The sequence below is a fragment of the Mycobacterium shigaense genome (genome assembly GCF_002356315.1).
Lineage (GTDB): Bacteria > Actinomycetota > Actinomycetes > Mycobacteriales > Mycobacteriaceae > Mycobacterium > Mycobacterium shigaense.
On the sequence record NZ_AP018164.1, the window covers coordinates 4,258,080 to 4,281,131 of the forward strand.

The window sequence follows — 23,052 nt, forward strand, 5'->3', positions numbered from 1 at the left end:
ATGAAATTCGCGAATTTCTTCCGCGTGCACTGGGCCGCCTTCCGCGCGCTGTTGGTGCTCACCGTGATCACCGGCCTTGCCTACCCGCTGTTCATCTGGCTGGTCGCACAGCTACCGGGACTGCACGACAAGGCCGAAGGATCGATTCTCACCGCCAACGGCAAACCGGTCGGCAGCAAACTGATCGGCCAGCTGTTCACCGACTCCGCCGGCAACCCACTGCCGCAGTACTTCCAGAGCCGGCCCTCGGCGGCGGGCAACGGGTACGACCCGACGTCGTCGGGCGCAAGCAACCTCGGGCCGGAAAGCATCGTCGACACACCGGCCGACCCGGCGCTCCTGACGGCCGGAAAGTCCGCCTCCGATGCCGGCTTCAAGCCGAGCCTGCTGACGCAGGTGTGCACCCGCAGCGCCGCCGTGGGCCAGCTGGAGGGGGTGGACGGTTCGCGCCCGTTCTGCACGGGTGGCGGTGTGGCCGCGGTACTTTCGGTGATCGGTCCCCGCGACGCGCGCGGAAACGTCGTCCACCCGACCAAGGTGGTCAGCGTCAACGAGCCCTGCCAGTCGATCCAGATGCCGTTCCTCGCCACCTATGAGGGTGTCCGGGTCGAGTGCGCCCGGTACGGCGAGGACTCCTCGATCGGCCAGATCGTGCCCATCCGCGGGGCGGCGCCCGCCAACCCCGTCGTGCCCGCCGACGCGGTCACCGCCAGCGGCAGCGGCCTCGACCCGGACATCTCGCCGGCCTACGCCGACCTCCAAATCGCCCGGGTGGCCAAGGCGCGCCACGTGAGCCCCGATCAGATACGGGCAGTCGTCGCGCGGTATCGCAGCGGCCGGGATCTTGGGTTTCTCGGCGAGCCCACGGTCAACGTGCTGCAGCTCAACCTGCAACTCAACCGGCAATATCCGGCATCGAGCTAAAGCCCTAGGGGGATGATGGTTGACGTGAGTGTCTCCGACCACCGTCCCAAGCGTGGGGAACTCCGCATCTACCTCGGCGCGGCGCCGGGTGTCGGCAAAACGTACGCGATGCTGGGCGAAGCGCACCGGCGCCTGGAACGCGGCACCGACCTGGTGGCCGCCGTGGTCGAGACGCACGGCCGCCTGAAGACCGCCGAGATGATCGAAGGCATCGAGATCATCCCGCCCCGATACATCGAATATCGCGGTGGCCGCTTCCCGGAACTCGACGTGCCCGCCGTGCTGGCGCGGCATCCGCAGGTGGTCCTGGTCGACGAACTCGCGCACACCAACACTCCGGGCAGCAAAAACGAAAAGCGATGGCAGGACGTCGAAGAGCTGCTCGACGCCGGCATCACGGTGATCTCCACCGTCAACGTCCAGCACCTGGAGAGCCTGAACGACGTCGTCGCCCAGATCACCGGAATCGAGCAGAAGGAGACGATCCCAGATTCGATCGTGCGCGAAGCGGCTCAGGTCGAACTCATCGATATCACCCCGGAGGCGCTGCGCCGCAGGCTTTCTCACGGTAACGTCTACGCGCCGGAGCGGATCGATGCCGCGCTGTCCAATTACTTTCGTCGCGGAAACCTCACGGCTCTCCGGGAATTGGCACTATTGTGGCTGGCCGACCAGGTGGATACCGCGCTGGCAAAGTACCGTGCCGAGAACAAGATCACCGAGATATGGGAGGCGCGCGAGCGAGTGGTCGTAGCCGTCACGGGCGGCCCGGAATCGGAGACGTTGGTGCGGCGCGCATCGCGGATCGCGTCGAAGTCCAGCGCCGAGCTGATGGTCGTGCACGTCATACGCGGCGACGGGCTGGCCGGGCTCTCCGAACGCAGGATGGCCAAGATTCGCGAGCTGGCCATTAGCCTCGACGCCTCGGTGCACACCGTTGTCGGCGACGACGTGCCTACGGCGCTACTGGACTTCGCCCGCGAGATGAATGCCACCCAACTCGTGATCGGCACCTCGCGGCGTTCCCGGTGGGCGCGAATCTTCGAGGAGGGTATCGGCTCGACCATCGTGCAGCGGTCCGGCAAGATCGACGTGCACATCGTCACCCACGAGGAATCCAAGCGCGGCTTCCACATCGGGTCGCTCGCCTCGCGCGAGCGGCGGGTCACGTCGTGGCTGGCTGCCTTCATTGTGCCGTCGGTGATTTGCGCGGTGACGGTCAAGCTGCTGGACCGGTACCTGGACACCGGCGGCGAGAGCGCACTGTTCTTCGTGGGAGTGCTGCTGGTCGGATTGTTCGGAGGCATTGCGCCGGCCGCACTTTCGGCCGTGCTGTCGGGGCTGCTGCTGAACTACTACCTGATCGCCCCGCGACACAGCTTTACCATCGCCGAACCCAACAGTGCCATCACCGAACTGGTGTTGCTGCTGGTCGCGGTCGCCGTGGCGGTGCTGGTCGACTTCGCCGCCAAACGGACCCGGGAAGCCCGGCGCGCCTCCCAGGAAGCCGAGCTGCTGACGCTGTTCGCCGGATCGGTGCTGCGCGGTGCAGACCTCGAAACGCTGCTGGAACGGGTCCGCGAGACCTACTCGCAGCGCGCTGTCAGCATGCTGCGAGAACAATCCGACGACCATGACAAGAACGGATACATCGTCGCCAGCGTGGGCAGGGATCCGTGCGTGACCGTTGATTCCGCCGACACCGCAATCGAAGTCGGTGACGACGAATTCTGGATGCTGATGGCCGGCAAGAAGCTCTCCGCGCGTGACCGCCGCGTGCTGACCGCGGTGGCCAAGCAGGCCGCGGGCCTGATCAGGCAGCGCGAACTCGTCGACGAGGCCAGCCGGACGGAGGCGATCGTACGGGCCGATGAACTGCGCAGATCGCTGCTGGCGGCGGTCAGTCACGACCTGCGCACGCCGCTGGCGGCGGCCAAGGTCGCGGTATCCAGCCTGCGCGCCGAAGACGTCGCCTTCTCCGCCGAGGACACCGCTGATTTGCTGGCCACCATCGAGGAATCCATCGACCAGCTGACCGCCCTGGTCGGGAACCTGCTCGATTCCTCGCGGCTGGCGGCCGGCGCGGTCCGCCCGGATCTGCGCCGGGTGTACTTGGAGGAAACGGTGCAACGCGCACTGGTGAGCATCGGCAAGGGCGCCACCGGCTTCTACCGCTCAGCGATCGACCGCGTCAAGGTCGACGTCGGCGACGCCGTCGTGATGGCCGACGGCGGGCTGCTCGAGCGGGTGCTCGCCAACCTGATCGACAACGCCCTGCGGTATGCGCCCAACTCCATGGTTCGGGTCAACGCCGGGCAAGTCGGCGATCGCGTGCTGATCAACGTGATCGACGAGGGTCCCGGAATCCCGCACGGCGCCGAGGATGAGATATTCGAGCCCTTCCAGCGGCTGGGCGATCACGACAACACCACCGGGGTGGGGCTGGGCATGTCGGTGGCCCGCGGCTTCGTCGAGGCCATGGGTGGCACGATCGCGGCCAGTGACACCCCGGGTGGAGGGCTGACCATCGTGGTGGATCTGGCCGCGCCGCAACAGGATACGAAATGACGCGCCAATGACTCGCGTCCTGGTGATCGACGACGAGCCGCACATCCTGCGCGCGTTACGCATCAACCTGTCCGTGCGCGGCTACGAGGTCGTCACCGCGTCGACCGGTGCCGGCGCGCTGCGCGCCGCCGCCGAGCACAAGCCCGACGTGGTGATTCTCGATCTCGGCCTGCCCGACATCTCCGGCATCGAGGTCCTGGGCGGGCTGCGCGGCTGGCTCTCGGCGCCGGTCATCGTGTTGTCGGCGCGCTCCGATTCGTCCGACAAGGTCGAGGCGTTGGACGCCGGCGCCGACGACTATGTCACGAAACCCTTTGGGATGGACGAGTTTCTGGCCCGGCTGCGCGCCGCGGTGCGGCGCAACGCCGCCGCATCGGAAACCGACCAGCCGATCGTCGAAACCGACGCGTTCACCGTCGACCTGGCCGCCAAGAAGGTGACCAAGGACGGCGCGGAGATCCACCTGACTCCCACCGAGTGGGGCATGCTCGAGGTGCTGGTCCGCAATCGCGGCAAGCTGGTTGGCCGCGAGGAACTCCTCAAAGAGGTGTGGGGGCCGGCATACGCCACCGAAACACATTATCTGCGCGTGTATCTGGCGCAGCTGCGGCGCAAGCTCGAAGATGATCCGTCGCACCCCAAGCACCTGCTGACCGAATCAGGCATGGGCTACCGCTTCGAGGCGTGAACCGCGCGGCGGGGCCGCTCTGCGAGGGCAAAAGTGTGTCGCGTCTGCCGGCCGCCCGCGGAGTGGATGTGACTACCCGGCGAGGGACAGCACGATGCCGTCCAGGATGTCGTGCTCGCTGACGGTCAGTTCGTCGATGCCCGCGCGGGCGCGCAGCTCGCGCGCCAGCTCCTCGACCACGATCGCGCCGCCACCGATCACGTCGACCCGGCCCTCATGCATCGGTGGCAGCGCGGCCCGCTGCGCGCGGGTCATGCCGATCAACTGCTCGCACACCGCCAGCAGGTCGTTGTCGGCCACCCGCGAAAGATGAAGGGCCGCAGCATCATAGGTGGTCATGCGGTGTGCCAGCGCGGACAGCGTCGTCATCGTGCCCGCCAACCCCACCCAGGTCCGGGCCTGGTCGACGGGCACGGCCGCCAGCGCGGCGTCGAGGCGCTCGCGCACCACCTCACGGGCCGCGGCGATTTCCGCGGCGGTCGGCGGATCCGAGTGCAGGCAGCGCTCGGTCAGCCGGACGCAGCCGATGTCCGCCGAATAGGCGGCCACCACCCCGTCGCCGGTCGGGCCGCCGCCGAGCACGATCTCGGTCGACCCCCCGCCTAAATCGACGACGACGAAAGGACCTCTGGCCCTATCTAATTCGCCTACCGCTCCGCGGAACGACAGCGTGGCCTCCTCGTCGCCGGTGATCACCTCGGCAACCGCGCCGGGGACCGCCGCGCCCAGCACCTCGGCCGTCATCGCGAAAAAGAAATCGCGATTGGCGGCGTCGCGGGTCGCCGAGGTGGCCACCATCCGCAGCCGCTCGACGCCGTGCGCCTTCAGCAAGACGGCGTAGTCGGACAACGCGACCCGGGTCCGGGCGATCGCATCGAGCGCGAACTCGCCGGTGGCATCGACGCCCTGCCCCAGCCGCACGATTCGCATCTCGCGGTGGACGTCGCGCAGCTGCCCGTCCCGTACGTCGGCGATCAGCAACCGAATCGAGTTGGTACCACAGTCAATTGCGGCCAGCCGGCTCACCAGCGTCCGGCTTCCAGGATCGGCGCCATCGCCGGCTCGGCGGCCAGCAGTGCCAGCGCCTCGTCGCCGAACGGATTCACCCCGGGCCCCTTGGCCAGCGAATGCGCGATCAGCACGTGCAGGCACTTGACCCGATCCGGCATGCCGCCGCCGGAGAACGTGGTCCCCAGCGGCTCGATCGCGTCCCGCTCGGCCAGGTACGACTCGTGCGCCTGCCGATAGGCCGCGGCCACCTTCGCGTCCTGCTGCAGCCGCTCGGTCATGTCGCGCATCAGTCCCGTCGTCTCGAGCCTGCTCGCGGCCGCGGTCAAGGCCGGATGCGTCAGGTAGTACAGCGTCGGAAAGGGCGTGCCGTCAGGAAGTTTCGGCGCGGTCTTGATCACGCCGGGTTCCCCGTTGGGGCACCGGTATGCGATCTCGAGCACGCCCCGCGGCTCCCGTCCCAGCTGGCGCTCCACCGCGTCCAGGTCGGCACGATCAACCACCGGGACCGGTGGGATTCAGTGCGGGCGACGGCGGCTGGTCGGCGGGCGCGGGTGCCGGTGGCGCCGGCGGCAGGTGCGGCGCGTCGGCGATGGTGTGCCACAGCGAGGTGTACCACGGATTGTTGCTGGCCGGCTTCGGCGTCTCGCCGCCCGGCTGCGCCGACCCCGGCGCCCCCGGCGGAAGCTGAACCTGGAACGGAATGTCGCCGGGTTTGACGAATCCCAAGCGCTCGCGGGCCTGTGCCGCGATGTAGGCGGGGTCGGCGAGCTTGACCTTCTTCTGTTCGAGATCGGCGATCTGGCGGCGCAGCGCGGCCTCGGTCGCATCGAGCTGAGCCATCTCGGTACGCTGCGCGAAGTACGTGCGCACCGGCCCGGCGATGGTCAACGTCAGCACGCAGATCACCGCGGCCAGCACCGCCGCGCGCCGCGCGGTGAAGCCCAGCCGTTGGTCGGCCCGCTGCTCCGCGGACTCGGCGATCTGCCGTTTAATGGGTTCGACGACATGCTCGGCCACCGACCGCGTCGTGCTACGGCCGGCATTCGTCGCGGTCTGCACCGGCCTGGAGCTCTTGGCAGGTCGGCCACGCCGACCGGAATCGCCGGCCTTCCCCGGACGCGATGCCGGGGAGCGGCGCTTCGGGTCCGGCTTGCCGGGCAAGCTATTTGGCCTCCGGCGAGTAGCGCGGGAACGCCAGGTCACCGGCGTAGCGGGCCGCGTCGCCGAGCGCCTCCTCGATCCGCAGCAGCTGGTTGTATTTCGCGACGCGCTCGCTGCGGGCCGGCGCGCCGGTCTTGATCTGCCCGCTGCCGACGGCGACCGCCAGGTCGGCGATCGTGGTGTCTTCGGTCTCACCGCTGCGGTGGCTCATCATCGTGCGGTACCCGCTGTGGTGGGCCAGCGCGACGGCGTCGAGCGTCTCGGTGAGCGTGCCGATTTGGTTCACCTTGACCAGCAGCGCGTTGCCGGCGCCGCGTTCGATGCCGTCCTCCAGACGCTCCGGATTGGTGACGAACAGGTCGTCACCGACGATCTGGACGCGATCACCGATGGCCGACGTCAGCGCCACCCACCCGTCCCAGTCGTCCTCGGACAGCGGGTCCTCGATGGAAACCAGCGGGTAGGTGTCGAGCAGCCCGGCGTAGAACTCGGACATCTGCTCGGCGCTGCGGGTCTCCTTCTCGAAGCTGTAACCCGTTCCCTCGGTGAAGAATTCGGTCGCAGCCACATCGAGCGCCAGGGCCACATCCGTGCCCGTCTTGAAGCCCGTCGCCTCGATCGCCGACAGGATCAGATCCAGCGCCGCCTTGGTGCCCGCGACGTCGGGCGCGAACCCGCCCTCGTCGCCCAGCCCGGTGCTCAGCCCTTGCTTCTTGAGCACCGACTTCAGCGAGTGGTAGACCTCGGCGCCCCAGCGCAGCGCCTCCCGGAAGCTCGGCGCACCGATCGGCGCGACCATGAACTCCTGGACGTCCACCCCGGTGTCGGCATGGGCGCCGCCGTTGAGGATGTTCATCATCGGCACCGGCAGGATGTGCGCGTTGGGCCCGCCGAGGTAGCGGAACAGCGGCAGCTCCGCCGAATCGGCGGCGGCCTTGGCCACGGCCAGCGAGACGCCGAGGATGGCGTTTGCGCCGAGCCGGGACTTGTCCGGGGTGCCGTCGAGATCCACCAGCGCCTGATCGACCAGCCGCTGGTCGTCGGCATTGAGGCCGATCACGGCCGGGCCGATCTCGTCGAGCACCGCCTCCACGGCCTTCTGCACGCCCTTGCCGCCGTAGCGCGCCCCACCGTCGCGCAGCTCGACGGCCTCGTGCTCCCCGGTCGAGGCGCCCGACGGCACCGCCGCGCGGGCAAACGTTGCGTCGCTCAGGGCGATCTCGACCTCAACGGTCGGGTTGCCGCGGGAATCGAGTATCTCGCGGGCCCCGACCTGCTCGATAATCGGCACTAGGTTCTCTCCTTGACTCGTCGCTGGTGACAGCCCCGACCGCAATCAGCGTAAGGCTGGTTCAGCGATTCATCCTGCTACAGCGGGCGACCCGCCGCATAGGCGGTCGCCCAGTCCCGGACCGCCCGCGCGTAAACGCCGGAGTTGTTGTAGGCGCGCAGCGCGGTGATCCAACCGCGGGGTGTCGCGAGATCCTTTCCGCGCCAGCACAAGTACCCGGCCGCGGCGAGCGCGGCATCGTCGATGTTGTCCGGACTGACGTGGCCGTCGTTGTGCGCGTCGACACCGTAGAGCCGCCACGTCTCCGGAATGAACTGCATCGGTCCCATCGCACGCGTCACGACGGGTTCGCCATCGGAGTCGTCGGCCGCGGTGTCGACGATGCGCAAATTGCCGCTGGTGCCGTCCAGGCGAACACCCCGGATGGGCGGGCTCACATCCCCGTTGGGCGCCAGCGTCGCGCCCCGGTAGGTGCCGTGGTGGCTTTCGACCTGACCGATGCCGGCCAGCGTGGTCCAGGCGATATGGCACTTCGGGTTCTCGACTTCGGCGACGCGGGCGGCATAGGCGTAGGCCTCGAGGGCGATCACCGGGATTTCCAGGACCGCGGAGCGCTGTAGGGCCCAGTCCCGCAACTGGTCCGCGGGCCGCCCGCTGGCGTGCGTGTTGACCGCGGGCACCGGGTCCCCCGCGGGGGGCGGCACGCCGTCGGGAATGAACAGGCTGAGTTGCCAGGTGCAGCTGGAGGCCATCAGCATCGCGGTCGCGCCGATCACGGCGGCCGCGCGCAACCAGCGCCTCGGCGACACCACGCTCCCCTTCATGTCCCCTGAACCAACCGTCACCATGTCCATCGTCCCATGAGTTTTCGGACTCTCCGGTCCCTTCCCGGCCCGAGGCAGCATTTCGTGGCACAGCTTGAATTCACCGTGAATTAGCTAACCGCGACCTTGGCTAGCAAAGCCCGAACCACGCCGAAACTTGAATACCCGATATCACCGACCACATCGTCGCGCGGCGGGCGCCGCGAAGAGCAAATAATCAACCCGGTCGCTGGTCGGCGGCCTCGGGCTCGTCGCCCGGTCGCTGGTCGGCGGCCTCGAGCTCGAAGTGCGGAGCCTCGGGCTCGTCGCCCGGTCGCTGGTCGGCGGCCTCGAGCTCGAAGTGCGGAGCCTTTTCGGCCTCTTCGGCCTCTTCGGTTACGGGTTGCCCGGATGGCCAGTGCCCCCGCCATTCATCCTCGGTGATCTCGCCCAGCGGGGCGACGTCGAATTCTTCCGGCACGCCGTAGCCGCGGCGGCTGGCGGCGATCGACTTCTCGACCCAGTGGAACGTGTCGACGAACTCGAGAGTCGCGGTGCGCAGCGCGCCTTCCGCATCGATGTCCGCGCGCACCGAGATCGCGGTGATCTCGGGCGGGATCAGGTCGGCGGGCAGCCCGGCCTTGGCGGCCCGTTCGATCACCTTCTGCGCCAAGGCCAACGCCGGCTGGCCGGTGTGCACGTCGTCCATCACCGACTTTCGCGATTTCTCGGCGGCCTTGCGCTCTTCCCACTGAGCCAACTGGTCCTCGAGCGAAATCGACTCGCCGGCAAGAACTCCCGGCACGCGATTGCCGAGCTTTCGCATCAGCGTGTCGGCAACCTCGTCTATGCCGAAGGGAAACTGCGGTGCGTCTTCGGCGATGCGGGCGTGAAAGAGCACCTGCAGCAGTACATCGCCGAGCTCCTCGCGCAGCTGATCGGCGTTGCCGCTGCGCACCGCGTCCAGCAGTTCATAGGTCTCCTCGAGCAGGAATCTGCGCAGCGAGTCGTGAGTTTGTTCGCTTTCCCACGGGCCGGCAGTGCGCAGCTTGTCCATCATCGCGACGGCGTCGACCAGTCGTTCGCCGCGCGGCGTCTCAGGCGCCGAGATCAACCGGGCCCCGGCTGCCAGCCGCGCGATCACGGCGGGATGGTCAGGATCCGACGACAGCAGCACCGGCGCCGCCGGGCGCTCGGGGTCGCCGGTGTCGACCGGCCGCGCCAACGGCAACGACCACGGCACCGCGACGGGCATCTCCTCGGTGTACTGCACCTCGCCAAGGAGGTGCTCGATGGCCTCGACGGGCACTAGCGAAGGACGGCGGGGATCGAACAAGACGACAATCACGTGCGCCGTTCCTCCTCATCACTTCGTTCTGCATCGTCACCGGCGCAGATCATCGCGCCCGTCGCTCCTCCCTCGTCCCTGCAGGTGACGAACTCGTTATACCAAGTTCTTGCTGTGGTTTCCCTTGCAGCGCCGTCACCAGATTCGCCACCATCTGGACCAGCTCGAAGTCACGCAGGCGGGGCGCGCCGACACCGCCGGCCCGCGGGATGGGCACCTGCACCGTGGACGTGGTCGCGCGATAGTTCGCGGCCGGATACATCCGCTTGAGCCGCACCTGCGCGGAGTCCGGCAGGGCGATCGGCGCCAGCCGCACGGTGGACGCCGAGGGCGCCGACACCTCGGTGATGCCGGCGTCACGGCACAGCAGCCGCAGCCGCGCCACCGCCACCAGCCGCTGCGCGGGTTCGGGCAGCGTCCCGTAGCGGTCGGTGAGCTCCTCGACCACGGCCTCGACGGCGGCATCGTCGGCCGCGGCCGCCAGCCGCCGGTACGCCTCTAGCCGCAGCCGGTCACTGGCGATGTAGTCCGGCGGCAGATGGGCGTCCACCGGCAGGTCGATGCGCACATCCTTAGGCTCCTCGGGGGTGGTCACCGTCTTACCATCGGCGGCCGCCCGATATGCCTCGACGGCCTCGCCCACCAAGCGCACGTACAGGTCGAAACCCACCCCGGCGACGTGGCCGGACTGTTCGACACCCAGCACGTTGCCGGCGCCGCGGATCTCGAGGTCCTTCATGGCCACCGCCATGCCGGCGCCCAGCTCGTTGTTCTGGGCGATGGTCGCCAACCGGTCGTAGGCCGTCTCGGTCAACGGCGTGTTCGGCGGGTAGAGGAAGTAGGCGTAACCGCGCTCGCGGCTGCGCCCGACCCTTCCCCGCAGCTGGTGCAGCTGCGAGAGCCCGAAGGTGTCGGCACGCTCGACGATCAGGGTGTTGGCGTTGGAGATGTCCAGCCCGGTCTCGACGATCGTGGTGCACACCAGGATGTCGTACTCGCGGTTCCAGAACCCCTGCACGGTGCGTTCCAGCCGTTCCTCGGGCATCTGCCCATGCGCCACGACGACGCGGGCCTCCGGCACCAGCTCCCGGATCCGGGCCGCCGCCCGGTCGATCGAGCTGACCCGGTTGTGCACGTAGAAGGCCTGGCCGTCGCGCAGCAGCTCGCGCCGCAGTGCGGCGGCGATCTGCTTGTCGTCGTGCGGCCCGACGTAGGTCAGCACGGGGTAGCGCTCCTCGGGCGGCGTCAGGATCGTGGACATCTCGCGGATGCCGGCCAGGCTCATCTCCAGCGTGCGCGGGATGGGCGTCGCGCTCATCGTCAGCACGTCGACGTGGGTGCGCAGCGACTTGATGTGCTCCTTGTGCTCGACGCCGAACCGCTGCTCCTCGTCGACGACGACCAGGCCGAGGTCCTTCCACCGCACGCCCGTCTGCAGCAGCCGGTGCGTGCCGATCACGACGTCGACCGAACCGTCGGCCAGGCCGTCGATCACGGCGCGCGACTCAGCCGGGTCGGTGAACCGAGACAGGCCCTTGACGGCGACCGGAAATCCGGTCATCCGGTCGGTGAAGGTCTGCAGATGCTGGTCGGCCAGCAGCGTGGTGGGCACCAGCACCGCGACCTGCTTACCATCCTGGACGGCCTTGAACGCCGCGCGCACCGCGATCTCGGTCTTGCCGTAGCCGACGTCGCCGCAGATCACCCGGTCCATCGGGATCGGCTTTTCCATGTCCGACTTGACCTCGGTGATCGCGGTCAGCTGGTCGACGGTCTCGGTGTAGCCGAACGCGTCCTCCATCTCGGCCTGCCACGGCGTGTCCGGGGCGAACGCGTGGCCGGGACTAGCCTGCCGTTTGGCGTACAGCGCCACCAACTCGCCGGCGATCTCGCGGACCGCGCGGCGGGCCTTCGTCTTGGTGTTGGTCCAGTCGCTGCCTCCCAACTTGCTCAGCGCGGGGGCCTGGCCGCCGACATACCGGGACAGTTGGTCCAGCGAATCCATGGGGACGTACAGCTTGTCGGTGTTTTGGCCGCCGCTGCCCCTTTTTGCCGACGAGTATTCGAGCACCAGATACTCGCGCCGGGCGCCGCCTACGGTTCGTTCCGTCATCTCCACGAATCGCCCGATGCCGTGCTGATCGTGCACCACCAGGTCGCCGGCGGTCAACGCCAGCGGGTCGACGGTGTTGCGCCGCTTGGCCGCGAGCCGCTTGCCCTCCGGGGAGGTCGCCCGGTTGCCGGTCAGGTCGGTCTCGGTGATGACCACCAGGTTGGCGCCCGGTATGACGACGCCGTCGTGCAGCGGTCCCTTGAGCACCCCGACTATCCCTTTTTGCAACCGCCCTTGGCCTGCCGCGCCGGACTCCAGCATGGCGGCCGGGGTGTCGGACTCGGCCAGGCGCTCGACCACGCGGTGGGCCGTGCCGGCTCCGGGCGCGACGATCGCGGCGTGCCCGCCGGTGGCGACGTGGGCGCGCAGCATGGCGAAGATGCCGTCGATGTCGTGCTGGTGCCCGCGGGCCGACGGCGCCGCGCGCACTTCCAGCTCGAAGGCCGACTCATCGGACAGCTGACTCAGGGTCCACCAGGGATGGCCGGCGGCGGTGGCCGCGGCCTGCACGTCGTCGAGTTCCGCGAAACCCGACCCGCTGAGCTGCTCGACGTCGACCGGAGCTTCAGCGCCCATCGCCGCGACCGACCACGACGCCTCGAGGAACTCGCGACCCGTCTTGATCAGGTCGGCGGCCCGGGTGCGGATCTTCTCCGGGTCACACAGCAGCACCGGCGTGCCGTCGGCCAGCTGATCGGTCAGCAGCGCCTGGTCGCCCGGCCGCAGCACCGGGAGCAGCGCCTCCATGCCGTCGACCGGGATGCCCTCGGCCAGCTTGGCCAGCATGTCGGAGACGCTGCCGGTGATAGCGGGCTCCCCCGCCCGATGCCGCACGGCCAACTCGGCCGCCCGCGCCCGCACGTCCTCGGTCAGCAGCAGCTCGCGGCAGGCCACCGCGACCAGCGTGTCGACCTCGATCTCGGGGATGGACCGCTGATCGGCGACGGAGAACATCCGCATCTCGCTGACCTCGTCGCCCCAGAACTCGATGCGGACCGGGTGCTCGGCGGTCGGCGGGAAGACGTCGAGAATGCCGCCGCGCACGGCGAATTCGCCGCGCCGCCCGACCATGTCGACACGGGTGTAGGCCAGCTCGACCAGCCGCGCGACGACGACCTCGAAGTCGACCTCGGCGCCGACGCTCAGCGTCACCGGCTCCAGCAGGCCGAGCCGCGGCGTCATCGGCTGCAGCAGCGAGCGTGCGGCGGTGACCACGAGCCGCAGCGGCGGGCCCAGCCGCGCGTCGTCGGGGTGAGCCAGCCGGCGCAACACCATCAGGCGGGTGCCGACGGTGTCCACCCCCGGCGACAGGCGTTCGTGCGGCAGCGTCTCCCACGACGGGAAGGCCGCGACCGCATCCCCGAAGACACCGCGCAGCTCGGCGCTCAGATCGTCGGCCTCCCGGCCGGTCGCGGTGACGACCAGCAACGGGCCCTGCCCCACCAAGGCGCTGGCGACGAACAGGCGGGCGCTGGCCGGGCCGACCAGGTGCAGCTCCGCGGGCCGGGCGGCCGCCGTCGCGGTGAGTTTCTGGAAGGTCGGCGCCGTCAGCGCCAAGTCGACGAGCCCCGCGATCGGGGTTTGTGGAAGAGCTGGCCCCGGTGCGGTCATGATGCCACCCATTCTAGGTGCGCCCAAGGGCGTCAATATTGACCGCGGGCCCGTCAAAGTGTCGTAAGGATCACGTCATTCGCCGCCGGCAGGGTGCACCGTGAAGCCATGACATTGCTTGACCTGCTCCCGTCCATGGGCCGGGTGACGACCGGGCGGCTGGATCCCGCGATCTGGCCTGTCACTACGCAATCCGACGAGGAGGGGCGCCTGTACGTCGGCGGCGTGGCGCTGACGGACATCGCCGACGAGTTCCATACCCCCACCTATGTCGTCGACGAAACCGACTTCCGGCGGCGCGCCCGTCGCTACCGCAAGACGTTGCGCGGCGTCGAGGTGGTCTATGCCGGAAAGTCGCTGCTGACGACGGCGGTGGCGCGCTGGGCGAGCGAGGAGGGACTGGGCATCGACGTCTGCTCGTCCGGTGAGCTGGCCGTCGCCCTGGCCGGCGGCGTGCGGCCCGCGCGCATCGTCATGCACGGCAACGCGAAGTCGCCCGAGGAGCTGCGTGAGGCGCTGCGGGTCGGAGTCGGGCGCGTCGTCGTGGATTCCTGCATCGAGATCGCCTACCTCGCGGGCCTGGCGCGGCAGCGCCAGGCGGTGTTGATCCGGGTGACACCCGACATCGACATTCACGGGCACCGCGCGATCACCACCGGAATCAGCGACCAGAAATTCGGCCTCACGCTGCACGGCGACCGCGCCGAAGTCGCGGTCCAGCGGGTGCTGGCGCATCCGATCCTGGACCTGGTCGGGCTGCACTGTCATATCGGCTCGCAGGTCACCGACGCCGCCCTGTACGGCGAGGCCATCCGCCGGATAATCGCGGCCATGGCCGACATCCGGGCCCGGCACGGCGTGATCCTGACCGAGCTAAACCTCGGCGGCGGCCACGCGATCCCCTACGTTCCCGGCGATCGTGAGCTGGACCTCGACGAGCTGGCCCGGGTCATCGAGGATGCGCTGGACGAGGCCTGCGCGGCCGAGCACTTCCCGCGGCCGGCGATTGTGATCGAACCGGGCCGCGCGATCAGCGGCCGGGCCGGCGTCACGCTGTATCGGGTGTGCTCTATCAAGGCGCAACCGGGTGGCCGGACCTTCGTCGCGGTAGACGGCGGCATGAGCGACAACCCGCGGGTGTCGCTGTATGGCGCGCAATACAGCGTCGCGCTGGCGAACCGGCACCCGCTGGGCCTCAAACAGCGCGTCACGATCGCCGGCCGGCACTGCGAGGCGGGCGACGAGATCGCCCGCGACATCGAGCTGCCCGCCGACCTGCATCCCGGCGACCTGCTGGCCGTCGCGTGCACCGGCGCCTACCACCACAGCATGGCGTCGAACTACAACATGGTCTGCCGGCCGCCGGTGGTGGCGGTCCGGCATTGCCGGGCCCGCGAGCTGGTCCGCCGCGAAACCATCGCCGACGTGCTGGCTCGCGACCGCGGTTAGTTGGCCGCGCCCGGGCACATTTGTCGCCGAGCGTAAGCCCACTGCGAAACCGCCTGCCGAATATCGCAGTGCGCTTACGCTCGCTGTCGCGGGAGCCCGCGCTATTCGTCCTGCAACCGCGGATCTGCTTCCAGGTGGGTCAGGCCGTTCCACATCAGGTTGACCAGGTGGGCGGCGACCACCTCTTTCTTCGGCTCCCGGGTGTCCAGCCACCACTGCGCCGTCATCGACACCGAACCCACCAGCGCCTGCGCGTACAGCGGCGCCAGGTCCGGGTCCAGGCCGCGGCGGGCGAAATCGCCGGCCAGGATGGAGGCGACCTGGTTGACGGCGTCATTGAGCAGGCTGGAATAGGTGCCGGAGCTGATCGAGGCCGGCGAGTCGCGGATCATGATCCGGAAGCCGTCGGTGCGCTCTTCGACGTAGGTGAGCAGCGCCAGGGCGACCCGCTCAACGCGCACCCGGGATCGGTTGTTGGTCAGCGACGAGGTGATCCCGTCCAGCAGCGCCGACATCTCGCGGTCGACGACCACGGCGTACAGGCCCTCCTTGCCGCCGAAATGCTCGTAGACGACGGGCTTGGACACGTTGGCCCGCTGAGCGATCTCCTCGATGGAGGTGCCGTCGTAGCCACGTTCGGCGAACAGCGAGCGCGCGATGCCGATCAGCTGGTGCCGGCGCTCGCTGCCCGTCATCCGCGCGCGCGGTGGGCGCACCTCTTTCTCCGGGGCTGCCACGCATTCAGCGTATCGGTTTGAGCAGGTGAAGTTGCCCGACATTCCCTGGCCCGCCAGCCGCGTTCCTGACCGTCTAAAGTCTTGTTGGCGCGGTCGGTGATCCGCCGCAACCCGCCGGGTAGGCAGTCCGTCGTGGTGTAATCGGCAGCACCTCTGATTTTGGTTCAGATAGTTCAGGTTCGAGTCCTGGCGACGGAGCTTTCAGGTTTTTGCCCCTACCCCACGTGAAATGACACTCTTGACCACGTGCCGGCGCGTCTGCCGCCCGCCTAATCTGGGACATGGCAAGAGGAGAGTTGATGTCGTCTCGTGGTGACACCGCGGTCCTGGTTCTCGCTGCCGGGCCCGGCACCCGGATGCGGTCGGACACCCCGAAGGTCCTGCACACCATCGCCGGGCGCAGCATGTTGGCCCACTCGCTGCACGCGGTCAACAAGGTGGCCCCGCAGCAGCTGATCGTCGTGCTCGGCCACGCCCACGAGCAGATCACGCCGGTCATCGGCCAGCTCGTCGACGACCTCGGTCGCCCGATCGTGGTGGCGCTGCAGGACCGGCCGCGCGGCACCGGCCACGCGACACTGTGCGGCCTGGGCGCGCTGCCGGACGACTACGCCGGCACCGTCATCGTCACCTCGGGCGACACCCCGCTGCTGGACTCCGACACCCTGGCCGACCTGCTCGCGACGCACACCGCCGCGGCGGCGGCCGCGACGGTGCTGACCACCACGCTCGACGATCCGGCCGGCTACGGCCGCATCGTGCGGTCCGCGGACGGCCCCCAGCAAGGCCAGGTGCTGGCGATCGTCGAGCACGCCGACGCGACGCCCGAGCAGCGCGGGATCCGCGAGGTCAACGCCGGCGTCTACGCATTCGACGTCGCCGCCCTGCGCTCGGCGCTGAGCCAGCTGAGTTCGAACAACGCCCAGCAGGAGCTGTACCTCACCGACGTCGTCGGCATCCTGCGCGGCGACAGCCTGGCCGTGCACGCCCGCCACGTCCACGACAGCGCGCTGGTGGCCGGGGTGAACAACCGCGTCCAGCTGGCTCAGGTCGGCGCCGAGCTCAACCGCCGCATCGTCGCCGCCCACCAGCTGGCCGGGGTCACCGTGATCGATCCGGCCAGCACCTGGATCGACGTCGAGGTGACGATCGGCCGCGACACCGTCATCCACCCGGGCACCCAGCTGCTCGGCCGCACCCGGATCGGCGGGCACTGCGTGGTCGGCCCGGACAGCACCCTGACCGACGTAGTCGTCAGCGACCGCGCGTCCGTGGTCCGCACGCACGGCGAGGCCTCCTCGATCGGCAGCGGCGCCACGGTCGGCCCGTACACCTACCTGAGGCCCGGAACCGAGCTGGGCGCCGACGGCAAGCTCGGCACGTTCGTCGAAGTCAAGAACTCCACCATCGGCACCGGCACCAAGGTGCCGCACCTGACCTACGTCGGCGACGCCGACATCGGCGAGCACAGCAACATCGGCGCGTCCAGCGTGTTCGTCAACTACGACGGCGTCACCAAGCGCCGCACCACCATCGGCTCGCACGTGCGCACCGGGTCGGACACGATGTTCGTCGCGCCGGTCACGGTCGGCGACGGCGCCTACACGGGTGCGGGCACCGTGCTGCGCGACGACGTGCCGCCGGGCGCGTTGGCGGTATCGGCGGGCCCGCAACGCAATATCGAGGACTGGGTGCAGCGCAAGCGGCCGGGCAGCGCCGCGGCCGAGGCGGCCGAAAAGGCCGCCGAGCGGGCCACCCAGCAGGCCCCGACGGCGCGATCCGAATAGACACCGTGAGTTCGCTGTCTGGAAACCCGCCGATACTTCCGTACCATTCGCTACGTACGATGGGCATCTCAATTTTCATTCTCGACCCCGATACGGCGAGGGCAGCACGGTGAGCCACGACTGGTCCGACAATCGAAAAAATCTGATGCTGTTCTCTGGGCGGGCACACCCCGAGCTAGCCGAACAGGTAGCCAAAGAGCTCGACGTGCACGTCACCGCGCAGACGGCGCGGGAATTCGCCAACGGCGAGATCTTCGTACGGTTCCACGAATCGGTGCGCGGCTGCGACGCCTTCGTCCTGCAGTCGGCCCCGATGCCGGTGAACAACTGGCTGATGGAACAGCTGATCATGATCGACGCGCTGAAGCGGGGTAGCGCCAAGCGGATCACGGCGGTGATGCCGTTCTACCCGTATGCCCGTCAGGACAAGAAGCATCGCGGCCGCGAGCCCATCTCGGCGCGCCTGGTCGCCGACCTGCTCAAGACCGCGGGCGCCGACCGGATCGTGACCGTCGACCTGCACACCGATCAGATCCAGGGCTTCTTCGACGGCCCCGTCGACCACATGCGCGGACAGACCCTGCTGACCACCTATATCAAGGACAACTATCCGGACGGCAACATGGTCGTGGTCTCCCCCGACTCGGGCCGCGTGCGCATCGCCGAGAAGTGGGCCGACTCGCTGGGCGGTGTTCCGCTGGCCTTCATCCACAAGACCCGCGACCCGAAGGTGCCCAACCAGGTGGTGTCCAACCGCGTCGTCGGCGAGGTCGAGGGCCGCACCTGCGTGCTGATCGACGACATGATCGACACCGGTGGCACCATCGCCGGCGCGGTGAACCTACTGCGCGAGGATGGCGCCAGGGACGTGATCATCGCCGCGACCCACGGCGTGCTGTCCGACCCGGCCGCCGAGCGGCTGGCCGCATGCGGCGCCCGCGAGGTGATCGTCACCAACACGCTGCCGATCGGCGACGAGAAGCGCTTCCCCCAACTCACGGTGTTGTCAATCGCGCCGCTACTGGCCAGCACCATTCGTGCGGTTTTCGAAAACGGCTCAGTCACCGGGCTTTTCGACGGGGACGCGTAGATGGTTTCTGGTTCCGGTGACGTCGTCATCTACCACAACCCCAAGTGCAGTACCTCCCGCAAGACGCTGGAGTTGTTGCGGGACAACGGTTTAGAACCGACCGTGGTGCAATACCTGAAGACGCCGCCGTCGCGTGACGAGCTGGTGATCATGGTCCGCGACGCGGGCATCGACGTGCGGACCGCGGTGCGCAAGCGTGAGGCGCTGTACACCGAGCTCGATCTCGCCGACGCCAGCGATGACGCGCTCCTTGACGCGATGGCCGAGCATCCCATCCTGATCGAGCGTCCGTTCGTCGTTACGCCCAAGGGCACCCGCCTGGCCCGGCCGATCGACGCGGTCCGCGAGATTCTGTGAGACCCGTCGCGACCGCCGTCGCGACGGCCGCGCTGCTGGCGTCGATGGTAGCCTGCGGGCCCAAAGCTCCTGACTACACCTCGGTTTGGACGACGAGTTCGTCGCCCACGACGACAACGGACAAACCCGTCCCGCTGTCGCAGTATCTGGACAGCATCGGCGTGACCGGAAAGCAGGTGGCACCGGGCGATCTGCCCGATCTGACGGTGTCCATACCGACCCCGCCTGGCTGGGCGCCGTTCACCGATCCCCACGTCGCACCGCAGACGGTGATACTGGCCAAGGACAAGAAGTACCCGACCGCGCGCCTGGTGGTGTTCGCGCTCAACGGAGACTTCGACCCGGCGCAGGTCATCAAGCGCGGCAACGACGATGCCCAATTGTTCGGGAACTTCAAGCAATTGGACGCCTCGCTGGCGCCCTACAACGGGTTTCCGTCATCGATGATCCAGGGCAGCTACGACAGCGATGAGGGCACGCGGTTGCACAGCTGGAACCGGATCGTGCTGCCCACCGGGTCGCCGCCCGGCAAGCAGCGCTACTTCGTGCAGCTGACCATCACCAGCCTGGCCAGCCAGGCGGCCGCGCAGGCGAGCGATGTGGACATGATCATCCGCGGGTTCGTCGTCGCCGCAAAGTAACTGATGCGGCCCCGCGATTCGGATGTCGTCCGGCTGAGACCGGTCCATACCTGAGCACGACCTCCCCGCAGGAGTGCAAGGCGCGGTAGTGAACGACCTACAGGTCCAGTGAGTGCCGCACGCATGCCTGGTGGACTTCGCGGATGCCGGGGGCGTGACCTACGCATTGGTCCCCGTTCCGGAAGACAACCTCGAGGTCGTCTGGCGGGCCAGATAGCTTGTGACGCCGGCAGCCGCGTGCCGGGCCCGTGCGTGTGCCACTGGAGTTCGACCCCGGGTAGTGGAGCACACTGGGGCCATGACTGACTGGACCGCCGCGCAGCTGCCGTCGTTCGCCGGGCGCACCGTGATCATCACCGGCGCCAACAGCGGGCTGGGCGAGATCACGGCCCGCGAGCTCGCGGCCACGGGCGCCACCATCATCATGGCCGTCCGCAACACCCAGAAGGGCCACCTGGCCGCGCGGAACATGCGCGGCCAGGTCGAGGTGCGCGAGCTCGACCTGCAGAACCTGTCGTCGGTCCGCGAATTCGCCGATGGGGTCGACAGGGCGGACATCCTGATCAACAACGCCGGCGTCATGGGCGTGACCTACGCGGAGACGATCGACGGCTTCGAGAGCCAGATCGGCACCAACCACCTCGGGCATTTCGTGCTGACCAATCTGCTGCTGCCCAAGCTCGCCGACCGCGTGGTGACCGTGTCGTCGATGGCGCATTGGGCCGGCCGCATCAGCCTTGATGACCTCAACTGGAAGAAACGGCGATACCGGCCGTGGCTGGCCTACGCCCAGTCCAAGCTGGCCAACCTGCTGTTCACCAGCGAACTGCAGCGCCGCCTGCAGGCGGCGGGGTCGCCGCTGCGCGCGGTCGCGGCCCACCCCGGCTACTCACACACCAACCTGCAGGGGGCCACCGGCCGGCAGCTCAGCGACACGCTGATGTCGGCCGCCACCAGCGTGTTCGCGACCAATGCCGACTTCGGCGCCCGGCAAACCCTGTACGCGGCCTCCCGGGACATCCCGGGCGACACCTTCGTCGGCCCGCGCTTCGGGAGCTTCGGCCGTACCCAGGCCGTCGGCCGCAGCAAGGCGGCCCACGACGCGGCCACCGCGACCGCGCTCTGGCAGCTCTCCGAGCAGCTCACCAAGACCACATTTCCGCTCTAGCGTCACGTCCGCAGCACCGGCTCCCGCTCGGGAGACCCGGCTGGCAACGCCGACGTGCACCAAACGCGCGATTTCCGCTGCGCAGCTCCGATGCGCTAACCTGGCCGGGCGTCACGGCGAGGGTGGCCGGCGGATCAGCCGACACCGTTATCGACGGAGACCGACACATTGTCGCGATCCTGGCCGTGCCACGAACTACCAGCACAGGAGCGACACGATGGCCAAGCCGGCAGTCAATCAACTCAAGGTCGGGGTGCGAACCGAGACCGGTAAAGGCGCGTCCCGGCGCGCCCGCCGCGAGGGCAAGGTTCCGGCCGTCCTCTACGGTCACGGCGCCGACCCCCAGCACCTGGAATTGCCGGCACACGACTACGCGGCCGTGTTGCGGCACTCCGGCACCAACGCCGTGCTGACGCTGGACATCGCCGGCAAGGAGCAGCTGGCCCTGACCAAGGCACTCGACATTCACCCGATCCGCCGCACCATCCAGCATGCCGACCTGGTGATCGTGCGTCGCGGCGAGAAAGTCGTCGTCGAGGTCAACGTCGTGGTCGAGGGCGAGGCCGGACCCGACACCCTGGTCACCCAGGACGCCTCCACGATCGAGATCGAGGCCGAGGCGCTGTCGATCCCGGAGCACCTGACCTTGTCCGTCGAGGGCGCCGAGCCGGGAACCCAGTTCACCGCCGGCCAGATCCCGCTGCCCGCGGGCGTCAACCTGATCTCCGACCCCGAGTTGCTGGTGGTCAACGTGGTGAACGCCCCGACCGCGCAGGACCTCGAGGAAGAGGGCGCCGGCACCGAGGGCGAGGCACCGGAGGCGGAAACGGCCGGCGAAGAGGGCGGCGAAGCCGAAGCCGCCGCGTCCGAGTAGACGGCTCGCGACGTGGCCGAACCCCTTTTGGTGGTCGGCCTGGGCAACCCCGGAGACAACTACGCCCGCACCCGGCACAATGTCGGGTTCATGGTGGCCGATCTGCTTGCCGGCCGGCTGGGTTCAAAATTCAAGGCGCACAAGCGTTCCGGTGCCGAGATCGCCAGCGGCAGGCTGGCCGGACATTCGGTGGTGTTGGCCAAGCCGCGCTGCTACATGAACGAGTCCGGCCGCCAGATCGGGCCGCTGGCCAAGTTCTACTCCGTCGCACCCGCCGACGTGATCGTCATCCATGACGACCTCGACCTCGAGTTCGGTCGCGTCCGGCTCAAGATCGGCGGCGGCGAAGGCGGCCACAACGGTCTGCGCTCGGTGGCAGCCGCGTTGAGCACCAAGGACTTTCAGCGGGTGCGCATCGGGATCGGCCGGCCGCCGGGACGTAAAGACCCCGCGGCCTTCGTGCTGGAGAACTTCAGCGCCGCCGAGCGCGCGGAAATCCCGACGATCTGCGAACAGGCCGCCGACGCCACCGAATTGCTCATCGAGCTGGGCTTAGAACCCGCGCAGAACCGGGTCCACACCTGGTAGGCGCTTGCGGTAGGTCGACGGCGTCTCGCCGCAGAACTGGGTGAACGCTCGGGTGAACGCGCTCAGGCTGTCGAAGCCGACCGCGGTGGCGGCCTGCTGCACCGATTGGCCGGGGGCGGCCAGCAGGGCCATCGCCCGCAGCATGCGCGCATGCAGAAGATAGGTGCGCCAAGATATTCCGATTGCCTCGTCGAACTGGCGACGCAACGTGCGCTCCGACACCGCGACGGCGCGACTGACCTCCGCTGCGGTCACCGACGCCAGGTGTGCCTTGGTGTAGGTCATCGCGGCGGACACGATCGGATTGGTCGACGTCGGCAGGCTCAGCGGCGCCTCGTGATCTAGAGCTTCGACAACCAGGTGGCCGAGCGTTTGGAAGAAACCATCGGAGACCGGGTCACTTTCGGCCCGGCCGATCGGCCAGCGCAGCGCGTAGATCATCATCTGGCGGATCAGCGGCGACACGGCCAGGATGCGCGCCCGGCTGTCCTGAATATCGACGTCCGGAAGCAGCGCGGGATCGAACATCACGGCGACGCTGCGCACGGCGGGCGTCATCGTGGCCTGATGTTCCAGCCCGACCGGGATCCAGGCGGCCTGCTGCGGCGGCAGCAAGTAGTGGGCGGCGGCGGTCTCGACCTCGACCACGCCGCCGAGCGCGTACTGGATCTGGTGCAGATCGTGCGAGTGCCAGCCTGTAACAAGGCGCGCCAGCCGATCTCCCTCGTAGAGATAGCTGCCGCCGCGCGCCCGCCCACCGCGACGCAGTTCGACCCGGCCGATGTTGCCCACGCTGGCCGATCCAGACAAATTTCTGGCCGAAGATGCGGAGACGGTCACGAG

At 68.6% G+C, this 23,052-nt stretch carries 19 protein-coding genes, 1 tRNA gene and 1 pseudogene; 12 read left to right on the plus strand and 9 right to left on the minus strand.

Annotated features, from left to right (window positions below):
- The 3 genes from MSG_RS19815 to MSG_RS19825 are packed head-to-tail and all read left to right on the plus strand — an operon-like array spanning window position 1 to window position 4,180.
- A complete protein-coding gene (locus MSG_RS19815) occupies window positions 1–924 on the plus strand; it encodes a potassium-transporting ATPase subunit C (protein WP_096442271.1) in 924 nt (307 codons plus the stop codon).
- A 12-nt stretch (window positions 925–936) separates the two neighbouring features.
- Entirely contained in the window at window positions 937–3,492 is a 2,556-nt protein-coding gene (locus MSG_RS19820) for a sensor histidine kinase (protein WP_096442273.1), read from the plus strand.
- Between the two features lie 7 nt (window positions 3,493–3,499).
- Entirely contained in the window at window positions 3,500–4,180 is a 681-nt protein-coding gene (locus MSG_RS19825; RefSeq protein ID WP_096442275.1) for a response regulator, read from the plus strand.
- A 72-nt stretch (window positions 4,181–4,252) separates the two neighbouring features.
- Here MSG_RS19825 and MSG_RS19830 read toward each other — a convergent pair whose 3' ends face one another.
- The 7 genes and pseudogenes from MSG_RS19830 to mfd all read right to left on the minus strand — a co-directional run bounded on the left by MSG_RS19830 (window position 4,253) and on the right by mfd (window position 13,518).
- Window positions 4,253–5,209: a Ppx/GppA phosphatase family protein gene (locus MSG_RS19830; protein ID WP_181159252.1), complete on the minus strand. Its 957-nt coding sequence runs from the start codon at window positions 5,207–5,209 to the stop codon at window positions 4,253–4,255.
- A complete protein-coding gene (locus tag MSG_RS19835) occupies window positions 5,203–5,691 on the minus strand; it encodes a DUF501 domain-containing protein (protein WP_096442279.1) in 489 nt (162 codons plus the stop codon). The genes MSG_RS19830 and MSG_RS19835 overlap by 7 nt, the downstream gene beginning before the upstream one ends.
- A complete protein-coding gene (locus MSG_RS19840; protein ID WP_096442281.1) occupies window positions 5,684–6,352 on the minus strand; it encodes an FtsB family cell division protein in 669 nt (222 codons plus the stop codon). Before MSG_RS19840 ends, MSG_RS19835 begins: the two co-directional genes overlap by 8 nt.
- Window position 6,353: 1 nt before the next feature.
- Window positions 6,354–7,643, minus strand: coding sequence for a phosphopyruvate hydratase (eno, locus tag MSG_RS19845; RefSeq protein ID WP_096442283.1), 1,290 nt, complete (start codon window positions 7,641–7,643; stop codon window positions 6,354–6,356).
- 77 nt (window positions 7,644–7,720) lie between these two features.
- On the minus strand, window positions 7,721–8,452 hold the full coding sequence (locus MSG_RS19850) for a lytic transglycosylase domain-containing protein (protein WP_096444687.1): 732 nt from the start codon (window positions 8,450–8,452) through the stop codon (window positions 7,721–7,723).
- A gap of 356 nt (window positions 8,453–8,808) precedes the next feature.
- Window positions 8,809–9,794, minus strand: a pseudogene (locus tag MSG_RS19855) (nucleoside triphosphate pyrophosphohydrolase); the annotation flags it as partial.
- 49 nt (window positions 9,795–9,843) lie between these two features.
- Window positions 9,844–13,518, minus strand: coding sequence for a transcription-repair coupling factor (gene mfd, locus MSG_RS19860; RefSeq protein WP_170063174.1), 3,675 nt, complete (start codon window positions 13,516–13,518; stop codon window positions 9,844–9,846).
- Between the two features lie 108 nt (window positions 13,519–13,626).
- On the opposite strand from mfd, the gene lysA reads away from it, so the two are divergent.
- Window positions 13,627–14,967 carry a diaminopimelate decarboxylase gene (lysA, locus tag MSG_RS19865; protein ID WP_096442289.1) on the plus strand — a complete coding sequence of 447 codons (1,341 nt, stop codon included), beginning with the start codon at window positions 13,627–13,629 and terminating at the stop codon, window positions 14,965–14,967.
- Window positions 14,968–15,068: 101 nt separating this feature from the next.
- Here the strand turns inward: lysA and MSG_RS19870 are convergent, their stop codons facing one another.
- Entirely contained in the window at window positions 15,069–15,662 is a 594-nt protein-coding gene (locus tag MSG_RS19870) for a TetR/AcrR family transcriptional regulator (RefSeq protein ID WP_142404549.1), read from the minus strand.
- 168 nt (window positions 15,663–15,830) lie between these two features.
- Between MSG_RS19870 and MSG_RS19875 the strand changes: the two genes are divergently transcribed.
- From MSG_RS19875 to pth, 8 genes are all read left to right on the plus strand, one after another.
- Window positions 15,831–15,902 (plus strand) — tRNA-Gln (locus MSG_RS19875).
- 101 nt (window positions 15,903–16,003) lie between these two features.
- Window positions 16,004–17,491 (plus strand): bifunctional UDP-N-acetylglucosamine diphosphorylase/glucosamine-1-phosphate N-acetyltransferase GlmU, encoded by a 1,488-nt coding sequence (gene glmU / locus MSG_RS19880; protein ID WP_096442293.1) that lies wholly within the window; start codon window positions 16,004–16,006, stop codon window positions 17,489–17,491.
- A 109-nt stretch (window positions 17,492–17,600) separates the two neighbouring features.
- Complete coding sequence (locus MSG_RS19885; protein WP_096442295.1) at window positions 17,601–18,581, plus strand: ribose-phosphate diphosphokinase; 981 nt, start codon at window positions 17,601–17,603, stop codon at window positions 18,579–18,581.
- Complete coding sequence (gene arsC, locus MSG_RS19890; RefSeq protein WP_096442297.1) at window positions 18,582–18,938, plus strand: arsenate reductase (glutaredoxin); 357 nt, start codon at window positions 18,582–18,584, stop codon at window positions 18,936–18,938.
- Window positions 18,939–18,982: 44 nt separating this feature from the next.
- The gene (locus tag MSG_RS19895) at window positions 18,983–19,579 is read left to right on the plus strand and encodes an LpqN/LpqT family lipoprotein (protein WP_096444688.1); all 597 of its coding nucleotides are present in this window, start codon (window positions 18,983–18,985) and stop codon (window positions 19,577–19,579) included.
- 298 nt (window positions 19,580–19,877) lie between these two features.
- Window positions 19,878–20,747 (plus strand): oxidoreductase, encoded by an 870-nt coding sequence (locus MSG_RS19900; protein ID WP_096442299.1) that lies wholly within the window; start codon window positions 19,878–19,880, stop codon window positions 20,745–20,747.
- A 217-nt stretch (window positions 20,748–20,964) separates the two neighbouring features.
- Entirely contained in the window at window positions 20,965–21,621 is a 657-nt protein-coding gene (locus MSG_RS19905; RefSeq protein ID WP_096442301.1) for a 50S ribosomal protein L25/general stress protein Ctc, read from the plus strand.
- Between the two features lie 12 nt (window positions 21,622–21,633).
- Complete coding sequence (gene pth / locus MSG_RS19910) at window positions 21,634–22,209, plus strand: aminoacyl-tRNA hydrolase (protein WP_096442303.1); 576 nt, start codon at window positions 21,634–21,636, stop codon at window positions 22,207–22,209.
- On the opposite strand, the gene MSG_RS19915 is transcribed toward pth, so the two are convergent.
- On the minus strand, window positions 22,174–23,049 hold the full coding sequence (locus MSG_RS19915) for an AraC family transcriptional regulator (RefSeq protein WP_096442304.1): 876 nt from the start codon (window positions 23,047–23,049) through the stop codon (window positions 22,174–22,176). The genes pth and MSG_RS19915 overlap by 36 nt on opposite strands.
- Window positions 23,050–23,052 lie beyond the last annotated feature (3 nt).